This is a genomic window from Streptomyces sp. NPDC015130 (genome assembly GCF_043080005.1).
Classification (GTDB): Bacteria; Actinomycetota; Actinomycetes; order Streptomycetales; family Streptomycetaceae; genus Streptomyces.
Window position 1 is genome coordinate 65693 of the sequence record NZ_JBIBVC010000009.1, and the last position, 17971, is coordinate 83663.

The 17971-nt window shown below is 73.5% G+C and carries 17 protein-coding genes; 12 read left to right on the forward strand and 5 right to left on the reverse strand.

Annotated features, from left to right (window positions below):
- Nucleotides 1–70: 70 nt before the first annotated feature.
- The 3 genes from ACF08F_RS20280 to ACF08F_RS20290 form a co-directional block, all read right to left on the reverse strand.
- A complete protein-coding gene (locus tag ACF08F_RS20280; RefSeq protein WP_392299911.1) occupies nucleotides 71–760 on the reverse strand; it encodes a gamma-glutamyl-gamma-aminobutyrate hydrolase family protein in 690 nt (229 codons plus the stop codon).
- Between the two features lie 51 nt (nucleotides 761–811).
- The gene (gene eat, locus ACF08F_RS20285; RefSeq protein ID WP_392299912.1) at nucleotides 812–2266 is read right to left on the reverse strand and encodes an ethanolamine permease; all 1455 of its coding nucleotides are present in this window, start codon (nucleotides 2264–2266) and stop codon (nucleotides 812–814) included.
- A 118-nt stretch (nucleotides 2267–2384) separates the two neighbouring features.
- Nucleotides 2385–3113 (reverse strand): FadR/GntR family transcriptional regulator, encoded by a 729-nt coding sequence (locus ACF08F_RS20290; protein WP_392299913.1) that lies wholly within the window; start codon nucleotides 3111–3113, stop codon nucleotides 2385–2387.
- Nucleotides 3114–3203: 90 nt separating this feature from the next.
- Between ACF08F_RS20290 and ACF08F_RS20295 the strand changes: the two genes are divergently transcribed.
- The 4 genes from ACF08F_RS20295 (at nucleotide 3204) to ACF08F_RS20310 (ending at nucleotide 8116) form a co-directional block, all read left to right on the forward strand.
- Nucleotides 3204–4568 carry a glutamine synthetase family protein gene (locus tag ACF08F_RS20295; protein WP_392299914.1) on the forward strand — a complete coding sequence of 455 codons (1365 nt, stop codon included), beginning with the start codon at nucleotides 3204–3206 and terminating at the stop codon, nucleotides 4566–4568.
- A 25-nt stretch (nucleotides 4569–4593) separates the two neighbouring features.
- Nucleotides 4594–5958, forward strand: coding sequence for an aldehyde dehydrogenase family protein (locus ACF08F_RS20300; protein ID WP_392299915.1), 1365 nt, complete (start codon nucleotides 4594–4596; stop codon nucleotides 5956–5958).
- The gene (locus ACF08F_RS20305) at nucleotides 5955–6737 is read left to right on the forward strand and encodes a 3-oxoacyl-ACP reductase (protein WP_392299916.1); all 783 of its coding nucleotides are present in this window, start codon (nucleotides 5955–5957) and stop codon (nucleotides 6735–6737) included. Before ACF08F_RS20300 ends, ACF08F_RS20305 begins: the two co-directional genes overlap by 4 nt.
- Nucleotides 6738–6835: 98 nt before the next feature.
- Nucleotides 6836–8116 carry an HAD family hydrolase gene (locus ACF08F_RS20310; protein WP_392299917.1) on the forward strand — a complete coding sequence of 427 codons (1281 nt, stop codon included), beginning with the start codon at nucleotides 6836–6838 and terminating at the stop codon, nucleotides 8114–8116.
- A 19-nt stretch (nucleotides 8117–8135) separates the two neighbouring features.
- On the opposite strand, the gene ACF08F_RS20315 is transcribed toward ACF08F_RS20310, so the two are convergent.
- Nucleotides 8136–9338, reverse strand: a complete 1203-nt coding sequence (locus ACF08F_RS20315; RefSeq protein WP_392299918.1) for an amino acid deaminase/aldolase — start codon at nucleotides 9336–9338, stop codon at nucleotides 8136–8138.
- A gap of 123 nt (nucleotides 9339–9461) precedes the next feature.
- On the opposite strand from ACF08F_RS20315, the gene ACF08F_RS20320 reads away from it, so the two are divergent.
- The 3 genes from ACF08F_RS20320 to ACF08F_RS20330 all read left to right on the forward strand — a co-directional run bounded on the left by ACF08F_RS20320 (nucleotide 9462) and on the right by ACF08F_RS20330 (nucleotide 13363).
- On the forward strand, nucleotides 9462–11210 hold the full coding sequence (locus tag ACF08F_RS20320; protein ID WP_392299919.1) for a hypothetical protein: 1749 nt from the start codon (nucleotides 9462–9464) through the stop codon (nucleotides 11208–11210).
- 38 nt (nucleotides 11211–11248) lie between these two features.
- On the forward strand, nucleotides 11249–12463 hold the full coding sequence (gene mycP, locus ACF08F_RS20325) for a type VII secretion-associated serine protease mycosin (RefSeq protein WP_392299920.1): 1215 nt from the start codon (nucleotides 11249–11251) through the stop codon (nucleotides 12461–12463).
- 168 nt (nucleotides 12464–12631) lie between these two features.
- Nucleotides 12632–13363 carry an SseB family protein gene (locus ACF08F_RS20330; protein WP_392299921.1) on the forward strand — a complete coding sequence of 244 codons (732 nt, stop codon included), beginning with the start codon at nucleotides 12632–12634 and terminating at the stop codon, nucleotides 13361–13363.
- 14 nt (nucleotides 13364–13377) lie between these two features.
- On the opposite strand, the gene ACF08F_RS20335 is transcribed toward ACF08F_RS20330, so the two are convergent.
- Nucleotides 13378–13755, reverse strand: a complete 378-nt coding sequence (locus ACF08F_RS20335; protein WP_055644482.1) for a DUF1844 domain-containing protein — start codon at nucleotides 13753–13755, stop codon at nucleotides 13378–13380.
- A 296-nt stretch (nucleotides 13756–14051) separates the two neighbouring features.
- Here ACF08F_RS20335 and infC point away from each other — a divergent pair, with 296 nt between their 5' ends.
- The 5 genes from infC (at nucleotide 14052) to ACF08F_RS20360 (ending at nucleotide 17847) form a co-directional block, all read left to right on the forward strand.
- Nucleotides 14052–14777 (forward strand): translation initiation factor IF-3, encoded by a 726-nt coding sequence (infC, locus tag ACF08F_RS20340; RefSeq protein WP_392299922.1) that lies wholly within the window; start codon nucleotides 14052–14054, stop codon nucleotides 14775–14777.
- A gap of 122 nt (nucleotides 14778–14899) precedes the next feature.
- Nucleotides 14900–15094, forward strand: a complete 195-nt coding sequence (gene rpmI / locus ACF08F_RS20345; protein WP_030204697.1) for a 50S ribosomal protein L35 — start codon at nucleotides 14900–14902, stop codon at nucleotides 15092–15094.
- Nucleotides 15095–15202: 108 nt separating this feature from the next.
- On the forward strand, nucleotides 15203–15589 hold the full coding sequence (gene rplT / locus ACF08F_RS20350; protein ID WP_015032398.1) for a 50S ribosomal protein L20: 387 nt from the start codon (nucleotides 15203–15205) through the stop codon (nucleotides 15587–15589).
- A gap of 113 nt (nucleotides 15590–15702) precedes the next feature.
- Entirely contained in the window at nucleotides 15703–16542 is an 840-nt protein-coding gene (locus ACF08F_RS20355) for a TrmH family RNA methyltransferase (RefSeq protein ID WP_392299923.1), read from the forward strand.
- Between the two features lie 81 nt (nucleotides 16543–16623).
- Entirely contained in the window at nucleotides 16624–17847 is a 1224-nt protein-coding gene (locus ACF08F_RS20360; protein WP_392299924.1) for an ATP-binding protein, read from the forward strand.
- The last annotated feature ends 124 nt before the right edge of the window (nucleotides 17848–17971 follow it).

The following is a 17971-nucleotide window of genomic DNA, read 5'->3' on the forward strand; positions in this document are numbered from 1 at the left end:
GCCCCCCCGCCCGCACCCGCGCACTGAGGCCAAGGGCCTGCCTCGCGGCGCCGGCGCCCGCGCCGGGGGCTCACCCCCGGCGGCCCCCCGCCGCCTCGACGAGGCCGCGCATCACCCGCAGGTCCTCGCCCAGCTCCGGGTGCCACTGCACGCCGAGGGCCCAGGCGGGGTCGGACAGCTCCACGGCCTCCACCGTGCCGTCCTCGGCGTGGGCCGAGACGGCGAGGCCCGTGCCCAGCCGGTCCACGGCCTGGTGGTGGTAGGTCGGCACCTCGGTCAGCTCGGGCACGAGGGAGGCGTACCGCGTGCCCGGCACCGGCTTGACCGCGTGCCGCCCGATCACGCCGACCGCCTCCACGTGTCCGTCGAGGTGCTGGACCAGCGTCCCGCCGAGGGCCACGTTCAGCAGCTGCATCCCCCGGCAGATCCCGAGCAGCGGCGTGCCCGAGGCCAGGGCCGCGTCGATCAGGGCCAGCTCCCAGGAGTCCCGGGCGCGGGCCGGCGGACCGGTACGGGGGTCGGGCTCGGCCCCGTACCGTACGGGCTCGACGTCCGCCCCGCCCGCGACGACCAGCCCGTCGAGCCGGGCCACGACCTCCGCCGCCGCGGCCGGCCCGTCGGGCGGCAGCATCACGGCGAGCCCCCCGCTCTCCCGGACGAGCCACGGGTACCGCGAGGGCAGCAGCGCGGCCTGCATGTCCCACACCCCCCAACGGGCCTGGTCCAGGTAGGTGGTCACGCCGATGAGCGGCTTGGACACGTGCTTCCTCCGAAAGGCGGGTGGCGGTACGGACATCGGTGACCCGGAGGCTCAGTCGCGGGCGAGTTCGGCCTCGGCCGCGGCGAGCGCCGCGAACTCCTCCTCCGGCGCGCCGGCCACCAGATGGTGCCGACTGTAGAACGCGAAGTAGGCGAGAGCGATCACGTACACCCCGAGTGCCATGAAGGCCGCCGTCCGGTCCACCAGGAAGGTCGCGACCAGCGCCGACAGCGCCAGGACGAAGGCGACGGACGAGGTCACGATGCCGCCGGGCGTCCGGTACGGCCGGTGCAGGCCGGGCTCGCGCCGTCGCAGCACGATGTGCGAGAGCGCCATGAGGGCGTACGAGATCGTGGCGCCGAAGACCGCGATGTTCAGCATCCGCGCCCCGTCGCCGGTGCCGGCGGCGAGTGCGAAGCCGATCGCGCCCGGGATGAGCAGCCCCAGGTACGGCGACTTGCGGCGGCTGGTGAGAGAGAGGAACCGGGGCAGGTAGCCGGCCCGGGAGAGTGCGAAGAGCTGGCGCGATCCGGCGTAGATGAGGGAGAAGAAGGAGGCGACGAGGCCCGCGAGGCCCGCGTAGTTCACGAAGCGGCTGAGGGCCGTGGGCTCCCCGTCGCCCTGGAGCGCCACGACGAGCGGGTTGCCCGCGTCCTGGACGGCGGCCGAGCCGCGCGCCCCGGTGGCGGCGAGGAAGGTCACGACGGCGAGGAGCACCAGGATCCCCATCGAGATCGCGAGCGCCTTCGGCATCGAGCGGACGGGGTCCTTCGCCTCCTCGGCGGCGAGCGGTACGCCCTCCACGCCGAGGAAGAACCACATGCCGAAGGGGAACGCGGCCCAGATCCCGAGCAGGCCGAAGGGCAGCCAGGAGTTCGACCCGAAGGCCTCGCCGTCGACCGGGATGTCGTTCAGGCCGTCGACGTGGAAGTCGGTGAACGCGCCGAGCGCGAAGACGACGAGCGCCGCGACCGCGATGGCCGTCACGATCAGGCTGAAGCGCAGCGCCTCGCCCACGCCCCACAGGTGGATCCCGATGAAGAGGGCGAAGCAGACGAGGTAGACCGGCCAGCCGGACTCCAGGCCGAAGAGGCCGAGGGACTCGACGTAGTCGCCGATGAAGATGGAGATCGCGGCGGGGGCGAGGACGTACTCGATGAGGATCGCCGTGCCGGTGAGGAAACCGCCCCAGGTGCCGAGCGCCCGGCGTGCGAAGCCGTAGCCGCCGCCCGCCGTGGGCAGGATGGCGGAGAGCTCGGCGAGCGCGAAGACCAGACAGGCGTACATCGCGCCCATGAGGACCATGGCGACGGCGAGTCCGCCGAAGCCGCCCTTCGACAGGCCGATGTTCCAGCCGGAGAAGTCCCCGGAGACGACGTAGGCGACGCCGAGGCCGGTGAGCAGCAGCCAGCCGGCGCTGCCGCGGCGCAGGGCGCGCCGTTCCAGGTAGTCGTCCTTCGGTGGGGTGGTGCCCCCGGGTGTGCCGGTGGTGTCTTCGAGCGTCATGGCAGCGTCAGCTCCCCGCAACGGGCCCAATGGATTGGAGCCATACCTTTGCGGTGGCCGGTGGGGGAGCGCAAGCCCCGTGCGTTACTTTCGGGTTACGTACCCGGGGACGCCCGCCTCATGTCAGGAACCCCCGCAGCAGCGCCGCCGTGCCCGCGCAGTGCTCCCGCATCACCTCGCGCGCCGCGTCCGCGTCCCCGTCGAGGACCGCCTCCACCAGCGCGGTGTGCTGGTGCTGGGAGTGCTCCAGATTGCGTACGAGCAGGGGGATGCAGTCCAGCAGGTCGTTCACCGTCGCCCGTACGGCGGCGTACTGGGCGGTGAGCGTCGGCGAGCCGGAGAGCTCGGCGAGCGTGAGGTGGAGCAGGGTGTCCTGGCGGCGGTATTCGGCCAGCGGGGCGTCATGGGTCGCGGCCAGTGCGGCCCGCAGCCGCTCGGCGCCCGCCGTGTCGAGTCCGTGGGCCGCGCAGAGCCCGGCGGCCCCCACCTCCAGGACCTCACGGAAGCGCAGGGTGTCCTCCATGTCGACCGAGGCGATCCGGCGGCGGAGCTCGTCTTCGTCGGCGGTCTGGACGCGGGGCAGCACGAACGTGCCGCCGTACCGGCCGCGCCGGCTCTCCACGAGCCCCTGCTCCTGGAGGACCTTGAGGACCTCGCGCAGCGTCACCCGGCTGATCCCCATCCGGTCCGCCAGCTCCCGCTCGGCGGGCAGCCGCTCGCCGCCGGGCACCAGCCCGAGCCGTACCACCTGGAGGATCTGCTGCAGCGCCTCCTCGAAGCCGTTGCCCGCCCGCACCGGCCGCAGCACGGGCGTCAGCCGGTCCGCCGGTTCACTCGTACTGGCCACGTTCCTCGTTTCCCTTTCTCCAGGACTTCCCAAGCAATGGTCTTCGGCAATACCTTATGGCTCCCGGCAGGCCGAAGGAGGAGCAATCCCGTGGCAGACCGCACACCCCCGCTCACCGTCGAGGAGCTGCACGCCCTCGTCGCGAGCGGCGAGATCGACACCGTAGTCCTGGCCTTCCCCGACATGCAGGGACGGCTCCAGGGCAAGCGGTTCGCCGCGCAGTTCTTCCTGGACGACGTCCTCGGCCACGGCACCGAGGGCTGCAACTATCTTCTGGCCGTCGACACCGAGATGAACACCGTCGACGGCTACGAGATGTCCTCCTGGGACCGCGGCTACGGCGACTTCGCCATGCACCCCGACCTCACCACCCTCCGCCGCCTCCCCTGGAACGAGGCCACCGCCATGGTGACGGCCGACCTCGCCTGGGCCGACGGCACCCCGGTCGTCGCGGCCCCCCGCCAGATCCTCCGCCGCCAGCTGGAGCGCCTCGCCGAACACGGCTTCACCGCCCACGTCGGCACCGAGCTGGAGTTCATCGTCTTCAAGGACAGCTACGAGCAGGCCTGGGACGCGAACTACCGCGGCCTCACCCCCGTCAACCAGTACAACATCGACTACTCCGTCCTCGGCACCGGACGCATCGAACCCCTCCTGCGCCGCATCCGCAACGAGATGACCGGCGCCGGACTCACCGTCGAGTCCGCCAAGGGCGAGTGCAACCCCGGCCAGCACGAGATCGCCTTCAAGTACGACGAGGCCCTCGTCACCTGCGACCGGCACGCCGTCTACAAGACGGGCGCCAAGGAGATCGCCGCCCAGGAGGGCTACTCCCTCACCTTCATGGCGAAGTACAACGAGCGCGAGGGCAACTCCTGCCACATCCACCTCTCCCTCCAGAACGCCGACGGGGAGAACGTGATGGCCGGGGACGACCGGCACGGCATGTCCGCGACCATGCGGCACTTCCTCGCCGGACAGCTCGCCGCCCTCCGCGACTTCTCCCTCCTCTACGCCCCCAACATCAACTCCTACAAGCGGTTCCAGCCCGGCTCCTTCGCGCCCACCGCCGTCGCCTGGGGCCACGACAACCGCACCTGTTCGCTCCGGACCGTCGGCCACGGCCGCTCCACCCGCTTCGAGAACCGCCTCCCCGGCGGCGACGTCAACCCCTACCTCGCCGTCGCGGGCCTGGTCGCCGCCGGCCTGTACGGGATCGAGCAGCGCCTCGAACTGCCGCCGCCCTGCACCGGCAACGCCTACACCGCCGAGTACGCGCACGTCCCCACCACCCTGCGCGAGGCCGCCGAGCTGTGGGAGACCAGCGAGATCGCCAAGGCCGCCTTCGGCGCCGAGGTCGTCGCCCACTACCGCAACATGGCCCGCGTCGAGCTCGACGCCTTCGACGCCGCGGTGACCGACTGGGAGCTGCGCCGCTCCTTCGAACGCCTCTGAGCCCGTGAGTACCGAAAGGAACGAGTTGCTCCACGTACTGAACCCGGCGACGGAGGAGCTGGTCGCCACCGTCCCCGCCGCCACCCCGGCCGACATCGACGCCGCCGTCGCCCGCGCCACCGCCGCCCAGCGCGGCTGGGCCGCCGCCGCGCCCGCCGACCGTGCCCGGCTGCTCCGCCGCTTCGCCGCCGTCGTCGACGAGCACGTCGAGGAACTCGCCCACCTGGAGGTCGCCGAGGCCGGACACACCATCGGCAACGCCCGCTGGGAGGCCGGCAACGTCCGCGACCTGCTCGACTTCGCCGCCGGGGGAGTCGAGCGCCTCAACGGCCGCCAGATCCCGGTGGCCGGCGGCCTCGACGTCACCATCCTCGAACCCCTCGGGGTCGTCGGCGTCATCGCGCCCTGGAACTTCCCCATGCCGATCGCCGCCTGGGCCACCGCGCCCGCCCTCGCCGCCGGCAACGCGGTGATCCTCAAGCCCGCGGAGACCACCCCCCTCACCGCGCTCCGCCTCGCCGAACTCGCCCTCGCGGCGGGCCTGCCCGAAGGGCTCCTCCAGGTCCTCCCGGGCACGGGACCGGTCGCGGGCAACGCCCTCGTCGAGCACCCCGGCATCGCGAAGATCGTCTTCACCGGCTCCACCCGGGTCGGCAAATCGATCATGGCCAAGTGTGCCGACAAGGTGAAGCGGCTCACCCTCGAACTCGGCGGCAAGAGCCCCAACATCGTCTTCGCCGACGCGGACATCGAGGCGGCGGCCGCCGCGGCCCCCATGGCCTTCCTCGACAACAGCGGCCAGGACTGCTGCGCCCGCACCCGCATCCTCGTGCAGCGGAGCGCCTACGACCGCTTCCTGGAGCTCCTCACCCCCGCCGTCGAGGAGATCGTCGTCGGCGACCCGCTCGACGAGCGCACCCAGATGGGCCCCCTCATCTCCCGCGCCCAGCTCGACCGCGTCCGCTCCTACGCCACCGAGGACCTCCCGGGGATCCGCGGCAAGGCCCCCGAAGGCCCCGGCTTCTGGTTCCCGCCGACCGTCCTCACCGGCATCCCCGAGGACGCCCCCTGCGCCGTCGAGGAGATCTTCGGCCCGGTCGCCGTCGTCCTGCCCTTCGACGACGAGGCCGACGCGATCCGGCTCGCAAACGCCACCGAGTACGGCCTCTCCGGCTCGATCTGGACCCGGGACGTCGGCCGCGCCCTGCGCGCCTCCCGCGCCGTCAAGGCCGGCAACCTCTCCGTCAACTCCCACTCCAGCGTCCGCTACTGGACCCCGTTCGGCGGCTACCGGCAGTCCGGCCTCGGCCGCGAACTGGGCCCCGACGCCCTGACCGCCTTCACCGAAACCAAGAACGTCTTCATCAGCACGGAGGGTCCCGCACTGTGAGCAACGAGATCATCTGCCGCCGCCTGGTCGGCCGTACCGCCGTCATCACCGGAGCCGGCAGCGGCATCGGACTCGCCACCGCCCGGCGGCTCGCCTCCGAGGGCGCCAACGTCGTCTGCGGAGACATCGACGAGGTGGCCGGCAAGGCCGCCGCCGAGGCCGTCGGCGGCACCTTCGTGAAGGTCGACGTCACCGACCCGGAGGAGGTCGAGGCGCTGTTCCGCACCGCCTTCGAGACCTACGGCTCCGTCGACATCGCCTTCAACAACGCCGGCATCTCCCCGCCCGACGACGACTCCATCCTGGACACCGGCCTGGAGGCCTGGAAGCGCGTCCAGGACGTCAACCTCACCTCCGTCTTCCTGTGCTGCAAGGCCGCCCTCCCCTACATGCGCCGCCAGGGCCGGGGCTCGATCATCAACACCGCCTCCTTCGTCGCGATCATGGGCGCGGCCACCAGCCAGATCTCGTACACGGCCTCCAAGGGAGGCGTCCTCGCGATGTCCCGCGAGCTGGGCGTCCAGTTCGCCCGCGAGGGCATCCGCGTCAACGCCCTCTGCCCCGGGCCGGTCAACACGCCCCTCCTCCAGGAGCTGTTCGCCAAGGACCCCGAGCGGGCCGCGCGCCGCCTCGTGCACATCCCGGTCGGCCGCTTCGCCGAGGCCGAGGAGATCGCCGCCGCCGTGGCGTTCCTCGCGAGCGACGACTCCTCCTTCGTCAACGCCAGCGACTTCCTCGTCGACGGCGGGATCTCGGGCGCGTACGTGACGCCCCTCTAGACCGCCGCCACACCCCCCCCGCACACCCCCACATCCCCACCCGGCAGCCGGGCGTCGCAAGGCGCCCGGCTGTTCGGCGTACAGACAGGAGAGCGATCATGAACCACCGGCTCCGCACGTCCGCGGCCGCCGCCGCCCTCGTCCTCGCCGGGACCCTCGCGGCGACCGGCCCCGCCTCCGCCGGACAGGCCGAGGCCGGGACCGCCGCCTGCCCCGCCCTGAAGAGCTCCGACGGCTGGTACGGCGACAACAAGGCGCGCATCGACGCCCTCATCGCCGAGCACTGCGAGAACAGAGGCACCGGGAAGGGGAGCGGGAGGAAGAAGCCCCTCGCGGTCTTCGACTGGGACAACACCGTCATCAAGAACGACGTCGGCGACGCCACCTTCTACTGGCTCCTGCGCAACGACCGCATACGCCCGCCCCGCGGCGGCGACTGGTCCACCACCAGCCGCCACCTCACCCCCGAGGCCGCCACCGCCCTCGGGGACGCCTGTCCCACCGGTACCCGCACCCTCCCCACCTCCACCGACACCCGCTGCGCCGACGAACTCCTCGCCGTCTACGGCACGGGCGCCACCACCGGCGGGAAGACCGCCTTCGCCGGACACGACCACCGCCGCATGGAGCCCCAGTACGCCTGGCTCGCCCAGCTCCTGCGCGGCTGGACCACCCGCCAGGTCGAGTCCTTCGCGGCCGCCGCCCGGACCGAGAACCTCGCGGCCCCGCAGGGCGCCACCCAGCGCGTCGGCACCGCACAGGTCACCGGCTGGATCCGCTACTACGAGCAGCAGCGCGACCTGATCGGCACCCTCCGGCGCGCCGGCTTCGACGTCTGGATCGTCTCCGCCTCGCCCGAACCCGTCGTCGACGTCTGGGCGAAGGGCGTCGGAGTCGACCCCTCCCATGCCCTCGGCATCCGCAACACCACCGAGCACGGCCGGCTCACCGCCCACCTCAAAGGCTGCGGCACGGTCCGCGACGGCGAGGACGAGATGATCACGTACATCGACGGCAAGCGCTGCTGGATCAACCAGGAGATCCTCGGCGTGCGCGGACCCGCCGCCGAGCGCGTCCAGCCGGCCGCACGGCGGCAGGTGTTCGCCGCCGGCGACTCCGACACGGACATCTCGTTCCTGCGGGACGCGACGGGCCTGCGCCTGGTCCTCAACCGCAACAAGAACGAACTCATGTGCCGGGCATACGAGAACGGTGACGGCCGCTGGCTCGTCAACCCCATGTTCATCGAGCCGAAGCGGCAGAAGACCACCCCGTACCCCTGCGCCACGACGGGCTACACGGCGGGCGACGGCACGGCGGAACCGGTCCGCCGCCCCGACGGCACGGTGATCCCGGACCAGCGGGACACCGTCTTCTGAGACGCCCCGCACGGCCTCCTCAGAGGAAGGTCTGCCCTTCCCCCCGGTACGTCGGCACGGTGGCCGTGACCCGGTCGCCCTCGACCAGCCGGAGCTGAGCGAACCGCTCGCAGAGCTCGCCGGCCTTCGCGTGCCGGAACCACACCTTGTCGCCGATCCGCAGGTCGTCGGCCGGCGAGCCGAGCAGCGGGGTCTGGACCTCGCCCGGACCCTCCTGCGGGTCGTAGCGGAGCCCCTCCGGCAGATACGGCACGGGCAGCCGGTCCGGGCCCGCCACCCCGGACGCGGGATAGCCGCCGCCGAGCACGGTCACCACGCCCACACCGGGACGTCGGACGACGGGCTGCGCGAAGAGCGCGGCCGGCCGGCCGTCGAAGGAGGTGTAGTTGTCGAAGAGCCGCGGCACGAAGAGCCCCGAACCGGCGGCGATCTCCGTCACCGCGTCCTCGGCCGCCGTGTGCTGCACGCTCCCGGTGCCGCCGCCGTTCACGAACTCCAGGTCCGGGGCGACCGCCCGGACCGCACGGACGACGGCCGCCCGGCGCTCCGCCAGCTCCCGGCGGGCGGCGGACTGCATCAGCCGGATCGCCCGCGAGCGCAGCGGCCGGCCCGCGACCGCGTCGCCGACACCGGCGACATGCCCCTCGTACGCCATGATCCCGACCAGCCGGAACCCCGGACGCCGCACCACGGAGCGCGCCACCTCGGCCACGGCGGCGGGGGTGCGCAGCGGCGAGCGCCGGGCCCCGATCCGGACCCGCCCGCCGAGGAGGTGGAGCGCCGTGTCCAGCTCCAGGCAGACCCGGATCTCCTCCGCCCCGCCCGCGCGGGAGGCGTCGATCAGATCGAGCTGGGACACGTCGTCGACCATCACCGTCACGGCGGCGGCGAGCTTCGGGTCCTTGGCGAGCTCGGCGAAGCCGGCGCGGTCCGCCGACGGATAGGCGAGCAGCACGTCCTCGAAGCCGGCGCGCGCCAGCCACAGCGACTCGTCCAGAGTGAACGACATGATCCCGGCGAACCCGTCCCGCGCGAGCACCCGCTCCAGGAGCGCGCGGCAGCGCACGGACTTGCTCGCGACGCGGATCGGCTTGCCTGCGGCCCTGCGGACGAGGTCCGCCGCATTGTCGTCGAAGGCCTCCAGGTCGACGATCGCCACGGGCGCGTCGAGGTGAGCGGTGGCGCGGTCGTAACGGGCCCGGTCGGCGGCGCGGGGAGTCATGGCCCGAGCTTGCCAGACAGGTATACGGGTGGGTAGCCCCCGGCCTCGGTCCGCCCGGGTTCCTCCACGACGGGGAACAGCCCGTAGAGTGACGGGCATTGTCGACACGAGCGGGGGACGGGGATGACCGCGGAACACCCACACCCCACGTCCCGCATCACCGACGCGCTCCTCCCGCAGCCGCTCCAAGCGGCACCCCCGACCGCCCAGGCCCCCGCGCCGCGCGCCAAGGCACCGGCTCCCGAGGGCACCCCCGGACCCCGCCCGATGCCTCCCGCGCCGGAGGGCCTCGACCACCCGGCATCCGCGAACCCCCAGGCCCCCCTGCCGCGCACGGCGCCCCCCACGGCCGCGGAAACCTTCGACCGCCGCACGGCACCACCGCGCCCGACGGCCCCGCCGGAGGCCCCCGCCGGCCCCGCGCCGCGGATCACCCCGGCGACTCCGGTCGCGTCGCCGACGGCCCCGGCTCCCGCGAGCCCCGCCCCGGTGACCGCCCCGGCCGCTCCCGTCACGTCGCCGACGCCCCCGGCTCCCGCGCCGAGCCCCGCCCCGGGGGCCATCCCGGCCCCTCCGGTCGCGTCGCCGGCCGCCCCGGCCCCTTCCGTCGCGCTCCCTGCCCCGGGAACCACCCCGGCCACTGCGACCGCGCCGCAGACCGCCCCCGGCGCCCCCGAGCGCCCCAGGACGGCACCCCCGGCGGTTCCCCGGTCGGCCCCGCCGCGCCCCGCGTCCGTCTCCGCGTCCGCGGGAGCGCCCTCGGCGGCGCCCGCAGCGCCCCGAGCGGCCGAGACCACCCGTGCCCAGCAGCAGCCGACGCGGGCCGCGTCCGCGCGCCCGGCGGGGGTCTCCGCGCCCCTCCCGCAGGAGGCCCCGCCGCTGTCGTCCCGTCAGGCGTCCGCGCCCGGCCGCGCCGGGGGCGCCCCGTCCGGGGCCGGCGAGCTGCCGGAGGTGGAGACCACCACCCGGCTCCGGGCGATCCGCGACACCTCCGGCGCGGCCCGGACGACGCGCCCCGCCACCCCGCCCCCGTACGGATACGGCCTCGCCGGCACCCTGCCGCCCGAGTCGCCCGCCGAGACCACCACCCGCCTGCGCCCCGTACGCCCGCGCCGCACCGGGCGCGTGCTCGCGGTCACGGCCTGCGTCGTCCTCGGCGGCGGGCTCATCGGCGGGGCCCTCGCCGGTATATGGCTGGCCTCGGCCGAACCCGCGAGGCCCGCCGAACCCGCCGGGTACACCGAGGCGAAGGACCTCTGGCACAACGCCCCCGTCGACACCCTCTTCCCCCGCACGCTCCCCGGCCCCGGCGCGGGCCCCGGCGCCGCCGCCCGGACCTGGACGCGGATCGTGGTCGCCCCGGACACCGCCTGCTCGCCCGCCGTCCTCCCCAAGGGCCTGCTCGCCACCCTCAAGCCGCTCGGCTGCGAGCGCGTCCTGCGCGCCACGTACACCGACGCCACCGCCAGCAGCGTGATCACCGTCGGCCTCGTCTTCACCCGCGCCGAGGCCGAGACGCAGCGCACCCTCGGTCAGGGCGGCGGCCTCACCGCCCGCCTGGGCGAGGACGTCCCCCCGGCGCTCTCCGGCCCCTCCACCGTCGCGGCCGCGTTCGGCGCCCGCCAGCGCGCGAGCTGGTGGCTGAGCGCCCCCGCCGACCTCCCCGTCGTCGTCACCGCGGTCTCCGGCTTCGCCGACGGCCGCGCCGTCGACCGCCCGCAGCCCGCGGACCGGGCGATGGCCCGGGGCCGTACCGACGCCACCGCCCAGTCCGGCCTCGGTCACGAGGCCAAGGGCATCACCGGACGCTTCGAAGCACTGCTGCGCAAGGCCGTGGCCGCGACCGTCAAGGAGAGGGAGAACGCCCGGTGACCCGCCCGACCCCGACCCCGACCGGGCCGACTCCCTCCATGCCGAGCCCCTCCGTCACCGCCCGCGCGGCCGGCGTCACACGCGCGGCCGGTCCCGCCCGCGCGGCCGCCGTCGTGCTCCTCGCCGCCTCCTTCTCCGTGCTGCCCGCGACCACCGCCCCCGCCCACGCCGACACCATCCGGGCCCGCCAGTGGGGCCTGGAGGCCATGCACACCACGGAGGCCTGGCGCACCACCAAGGGCGAGGGGATCAAGGTCGCCGTCCTCGACACGGGCGTCGACGCCGACCACCCGGACCTCGCCGGCTCCGTCCTCCCCGGCCACGACCTCATCGGCTTCGGGGCCTCCGAGGGCGACCGCGCCTGGGCCCGCCACGGCACCGCCATGGCCGGCATCATCGCCGGGCACGGCCACGGCCCCGGCGACGAGAGCGGCGTCCTCGGCGTCGCCCCCGGCGTCGAGATCCTGCCCGTCCGGGTCATCCTGGAAAGCAGCGACAAGGCCCGCGACAAGGCCCGCAAGACCCGCGGCACCGCCCTCGCCGAAGGCATCCGCTGGGCCGCCGACCACGGCGCCGACGTCATCAACCTCTCCCTCGGGGACGACTCCAAGTCCGCCCACCCCGACGCGGGCGAGGACGCCGCCGTCCAGTACGCGCTCGCCAAGGGCGTCTCCGTCGTCGCCTCCGCCGGCAACGGCGGCGAGAAGGGCGACCACATCTCGTACCCCGCCGCCTACCCCGGCGTCATCGCCGTCACCGCCGTCGACCGCTACGGCACCCGCGCCTCGTTCTCCACCCGCCGCTGGTACGCCACGGTCAGCGCCCCCGGCGTCGACATCGTCATCGCCGACCCCGACCGCCGCTACTACGAGGGCTGGGGCACCAGCGCCGCCGCCGCGTTCGTCTCCGGCGCCGTGGCCCTGGTCCGGTCCGCCCACCCCGACCTCACCCCGGCCCAGGTCAAGCAGCTCCTGATCGACACCGCCCGCAACCGCCCGAAGGGCGGCCGGAGCGACTCCAGGGGGTACGGGACGGTCGACCCGGCCGCCGCCATCGAGGCCGGGGCCGCGCTCAAGGGCGGCGACCCCAAGAACGCCACCACCGGCTACCGGAAGCAGTACTTCGGTCCCGGACCGACGGCCGCCGTCGAGGAGAGCCGCCCCCTCGGCCTGCTGGCGCCCGTCGCCGGCGGACTCGGCGCCCTGCTGCTTCTGACCGCGTTCGCCATCGGCCGCACGAAGCGCCCCCGCTGACCGGCCGGGCACCGACGACCGGCGGACGGCCCCGCCCGCCGACGGACGGCCCCCGCCCGCCGGTGAACCACTCCCGCCCCGCCCTCCGGCAGTCCCCGCCCCACCCCGGCGATCCCCGCCCGCCACCCGGCGGACAGCGCACGGCCCTTCGCCGGTTAGGCTCGGTGCGTGGCGCTCAAGAACATCCCGGACCCCGGTTTCTCCGACGACGACGGCACCGCCGACCCGCGGCTCGCCGCGGCCCTCGCGGCCTGGGCGGAGGACAGGACCGCGCACGGCCCGGTCCTCGAAGCGCTCAAGGGCGCCCGGCTCCTCGTCCCCGTCGTCGCCGTCCTCGGCGAGGTCGAGACCGACGAGAACGGCCTGCGCCGCGAGAAGACCAGCGACATGGCGGTCCCCACCCTCACCGCCGGCGACCGCCGGGCCCTGCCCGCCTTCACCTCGATCGCCTCGCTCGCCCTCTGGGACCCGGAGGCCCGGCCCGTGGCCGTCCCGCTCCACCAGGCGCTCCAGGCCGCGGCGCACGAGAAGGCCGACACCGTCGTCCTGGACCTCGCGGGCCCCGTCCCGTACCAGCTGAGCGGTCCCGCGCTGCTCGCCCTCGCCGAGGGCCGCGCCAGCGCCGACCCGCTCGACGACCCCGCCGTGCGCGAGGCCGTCCGGGCCGCCGTCGCCGCCGAGCCCGCCGTCCTCCGCGCCCACCTGGGCCCCGGCAGCGCGGACGGCACCCTCGCCCTGGTCCTCGCCGGGGACGCCGCCCCGGCGGAGGCCGCCCAGCGCGTGGCCCGCGCCCTGGCCGCCGACGAAACACTGAGGGCCCGCCTGGTGCGGGGCCTCGACCTGGCACTCCTGCCGGCCTCGGCCACGCCTCCGGGCGAGCCCTTCTACGTGAAGAGGTAAGTCGTACGGGCGGATCAGCCGTACACGGGACCCGTGTACTTCTCGCCCGGCCCCTGACCCGGCTCGTCCGGGATCAGGGAGGCCTCGCGGAAGGCGAGCTGGAGGGACTTCAGGCCGTCCCGCAGGGGAGCGGCGTGGAAGGAGGAGACCTCCGTCGCGCCGGCGTCCAGCAGGCCCGCGAGCGCGTGCACCAGCTTGCGGGCCTCGTCGAGGTCCTTGTACTTGTCGCCTTCCTCGGTGAGCCCGAGCTTCACCGCGGCGGCGCTCATCAGGTTGACGGCGACCGTCACGATCACCTCGACGGCCGGGACCTCCGCGATGTCGCGGGTCATGGCGTCGAAGTCGGGGTTTTCGGGGGAGTCCGCGGACTCGTTCTGGGGGGTCTCGCTCATGACTCATACGATAGGCCGGTCCTCGGTTAGCGGAGACCGCCGGGTCCTGCTAACCTTGTGTAACGACCGGCCGGACACGTGTGTGCCCGGCCCACAAGTGGAGGCTCCGTACTCCCACCTGACCACCCTCACGGGCGGCGGGTCACCGGTCAGGCGGTCCCCATCGTTCCGTACGGACGATGGAACCGCCCGAGTCTGCGCCCCGCGGTTCACCGCGGCGGTGCTCCGGTATTTCCTTGGAGCCCCGCCTGTGTCCCGTCCGGGGCGTTTTTCATGTGCCGGCTCGGTTGGTCTCAATGAACAGACGTTGCGCGTCCGTCCGCCAGGCGGTCGCGTGGTGCTACCTAGGAGGATCCATCAGCGCCGAGCCCCGCATCAACGACAGGATTCGCGTTCCCGAGGTGCGACTTGTCGGACCCAGCGGCGAGCAGGTCGGGATTGTTCCGCTTGCCAAGGCCCTGGAGCTCGCACAGGAGTACGACCTCGACCTGGTCGAGGTCGCGGCGAACGCCCGTCCGCCCGTGTGCAAGCTCATGGACTACGGGAAGTTCAAGTACGAGTCGGCCATGAAGGCCCGTGAGGCGCGCAAGAACCAGGCGCACACGGTCATCAAGGAGATGAAGCTCCGGCCGAAGATCGACCCGCACGACTACGACACCAAGAAGGGTCACGTCGTCCGGTTCCTCAAGCAGGGCGACAAGGTCAAGATCACGATCATGTTCCGTGGTCGTGAGCAGTCCCGCCCCGAGCTTGGTTTCCGGCTGCTTCAGCGGCTGGCGTCGGACGTCGAGGAGCTTGGCTTCATCGAGTCCAACCCGAAGCAGGACGGCCGGAACATGATCATGGTTCTCGGCCCGCACAAGAAGAAGACCGAGGCCATGGCCGAGGCGCGTGAGGCCCAGGCCGCGCGCAAGGCCGAGCGTCAGGGTGCCGCCGCCGACGAGGCGTCCGACGCTCCGGCCGAGGCCGCTCCGGTCGCCGAGGCTCCCGCCGAGGCTCCGGTCGAGAACCCCGAGGCGTGACCCCACGGGCTGCCACCCAGGCAGCCCAGGGCCCCGCCCGGAACCACCACACGAAGAATTGACGCTCCCGGCAGTCCGGTGTCCGCACCGGGGGAGCGCCACTGACGAGGAGATACGGCGCGATGCCGAAGAACAAGACGCACTCCGGTGCCAAGAAGCGCTTCAAGGTCACCGGCTCCGGCAAGATCATGCGCGAGCGCGCCGGCAAGCGCCACCTGCTCGAGCACAAGTCGTCCAAGCTGACGCGTCGCCTCACCGGCAACGCCGAGATGGCCCCGGGTGACGCCGCCAAGATCAAGAAGATGCTGGGCATCTGATCTGATCTCCCGCCCTCGGCGACGGGGGCATCCGGCTCAGACCGGGATCCATTCGTTTTTTCGGGTCGTGTGAGTACCCACCGCGACCCCGCTACAAGGAGTTAACAAGTGGCACGCGTCAAGCGGGCAGTCAACGCCCACAAGAAGCGCCGGGCGATCCTCGAGGCGGCCTCCGGCTACCGCGGTCAGCGTTCGCGCCTGTACCGCAAGGCCAAGGAGCAGGTCACCCACTCGCTGGTCTACAACTACAACGACCGCAAGAAGCGCAAGGGCGACTTCCGTCAGCTGTGGATCCAGCGCATCAACGCGGCTGCCCGTCTGAACGGCATGACGTACAACCGCCTCATCCAGGGTCTGAAGGCCGCCAACATCGAGGTGGACCGCAAGATCCTCGCCGAGCTGGCCGTCAACGACGCCAACGCGTTCGCCGCGCTGGTCGAGGTCGCGCAGAAGGCTCTGCCGGCCGACGTCAACGCCCCGAAGGCCGCCGCCTGATCTTCCAGGCCGCAGTACCTCTGCCCGGACCCGCAGGCGCTCGCGCCTGCGGGTCCGGGTGCGTCGGCCCCCGAAGTCGCCGTCCCCCTCGATAGAGAGAACCGCCGCACCTCATGGTCACCCCCGAGCTGATCTCCCCGCGTTCCCCGCGCGTCGTCGCCGCCCGACGGCTCGCCAAGCGCAACTTCCGGGGCAAGGACCGCCTCTTCATCGCCGAGGGCCCGCAGGCCGTCCGGGAGGCCGTCGAGCACCGCGGGGCGAGCGGCGAACCCACTCTCGTCGAGCTCTTCACCACCGTCGAGGCCGCCGAGCGGTACGCCCCGATCATCGAGGCCGCCCTCGCCTCCGGCGCCCGCGTCCACCACGCCTCCGACGCGGTCCTCGCCGAGGTCTCCCAGACCGTCACCCCGCAGGGCATCGTCGGCGTCTGCCGCTTCCTCGACTCGCCCTTCGAGGAGATCGTCGCCGCCCGCCCCAAGCTGGTCGCCGTCCTCGCGCACGTACGCGACCCCGGGAACGCCGGCACCGTGCTGCGCTGCGCCGACGCCGCGGGAGCCGACGCCGTCGTCCTCACCGACGCCTCCGTCGACCTCTACAACCCGAAGTCCGTCCGCGCCTCCGTCGGCTCCCTCTTCCACCTGCCGGTCGCCGTCGGCGTCCCCGTCGAGCAGGCCGTCGCCGGCCTCAAGGCCGCGGGCGTACGGATCCTCGCCGCCGACGGAGCGGGCCAGGACGACCTCGACGACGAGCTGGACGCCGGCACCATGGGCGGGCCCACCGCCTGGATCTTCGGCAACGAGGCCTGGGGCCTGCCCGAGGAGACCAGGGCCCTCGCCGACGCCGTCGTCCGCGTTCCCATCCACGGCAAGGCCGAGAGCCTCAACCTCGCCACCGCGGCCGCCGTGTGCCTGTACGCCTCCGCACGCGCCCAGCGCCCCCGAACCTCCGCCTGAAGGGTCCATTCCGGCGCCTGTGCCCAGTAGAGTGACGCACTCGGGGGCCCACTGCGCTACACGGAGGGGTGGGATACGGGGATGACGGTCGGCACGGACAGTCCCGCACAGGCACGGAGCGCCGCGCCGCACGCCCCGGAGCAGCCCGGAGCCGCCCCGGCAGCCGCGGACACGGAGGGACCGGACACCACGGCCTCCACCGCCGGCCCGGACGCCACGGCCCCCACCGCGGACGCCGGGCCCGTCACCTTCGCCGGGGTCCACCCCGACGACCTGCCCGACGGACTCGTCATCGCCGACGAGACCGGCAGGGTCGTCTGCTTCAACGCCGCCGCCGGCCGCATCACCGCCGTACCCGCCGACCGGGCCCTCGGCCTCCCCCTCGACCAGGCCCTCCCGCTGGAGGACCTCAAGGGGCGCCGCTGGTGGGCCCTCACCGACCCGTACGGCGGCCTCGCCACCCGCCGAGGCCAGCCCGAGCGCAACCTGCTCCTCCCCGGCGGCCGCGAGGTCCTCGTCTCCGCCCGGTACGTCCGCGAGCACCCCACCGGCCCGGTCCGCCGCGTCGTGGTCTCCCTGCGCGGCACCGACGCCCGCCGCCGCACCGAGCGCAGCCACGCCGAGCTCATCGCCACCGTCGCCCACGAGCTGCGCTCCCCGCTCACCTCCGTCAAGGGCTTCACCGCGACCCTCCTCGACAAGTGGGAGCGGTTCACCGACGAGCAGAAGCGGCTCATGCTGGAGACCGTCGACGCCGACGCGGGCCGCATCAAGCGCCTCATCGCCGAACTCCTCGACATCTCCCGGATCGACTCCGGCCGCCTTGAGGTGCGCCGCCAGCCCGTCGACCTCGCCGCCGCCATCGGCCGCCACATCCAGGTCCACACCACCGGCGGCCAGTCCCCGGACCGGTTCTTCGTACGGATCAGGCCCGGCCTGCCCGCCCTGTGGGCCGATCCCGACAAGATCGACCAGATCCTCGGCAACCTCCTGGAAAACGCGGTGCGCCACGGCGACGGAACCGTCACCATCGAGGTGGCACCCGGAACGGCGGGCGACGACGGAGAAGAGGGGACGGAGGTCACCGTGAGCGACGAGGGCCCCGGCATCCCCGAAGCGTCGATGAGCCGTGTCTTCACCCGCTTCTGGCGGGGCAGCAAACGCGGCGGCACCGGCCTCGGCCTCTACATCGTCAAGGGCATCGTCGAGGCCCACGGCGGCACCATCACCGTCGGACGGGGCCCCCGTGGCGGGGCCGAGTTCCGATTTACCCTGCCCGTCGGCACCCCGGCCCATCTCATCTGACGAGATCTGACGCGATTCAGACGAGTTCCAGAAGAGATCTGAGGCCGCCCGGCCTGCCCACGGGCTCATCACCGTCCGAGCGCCCCGTTAGACTCGACCTTTGGCACGTTTGCGCCCTTGTCGT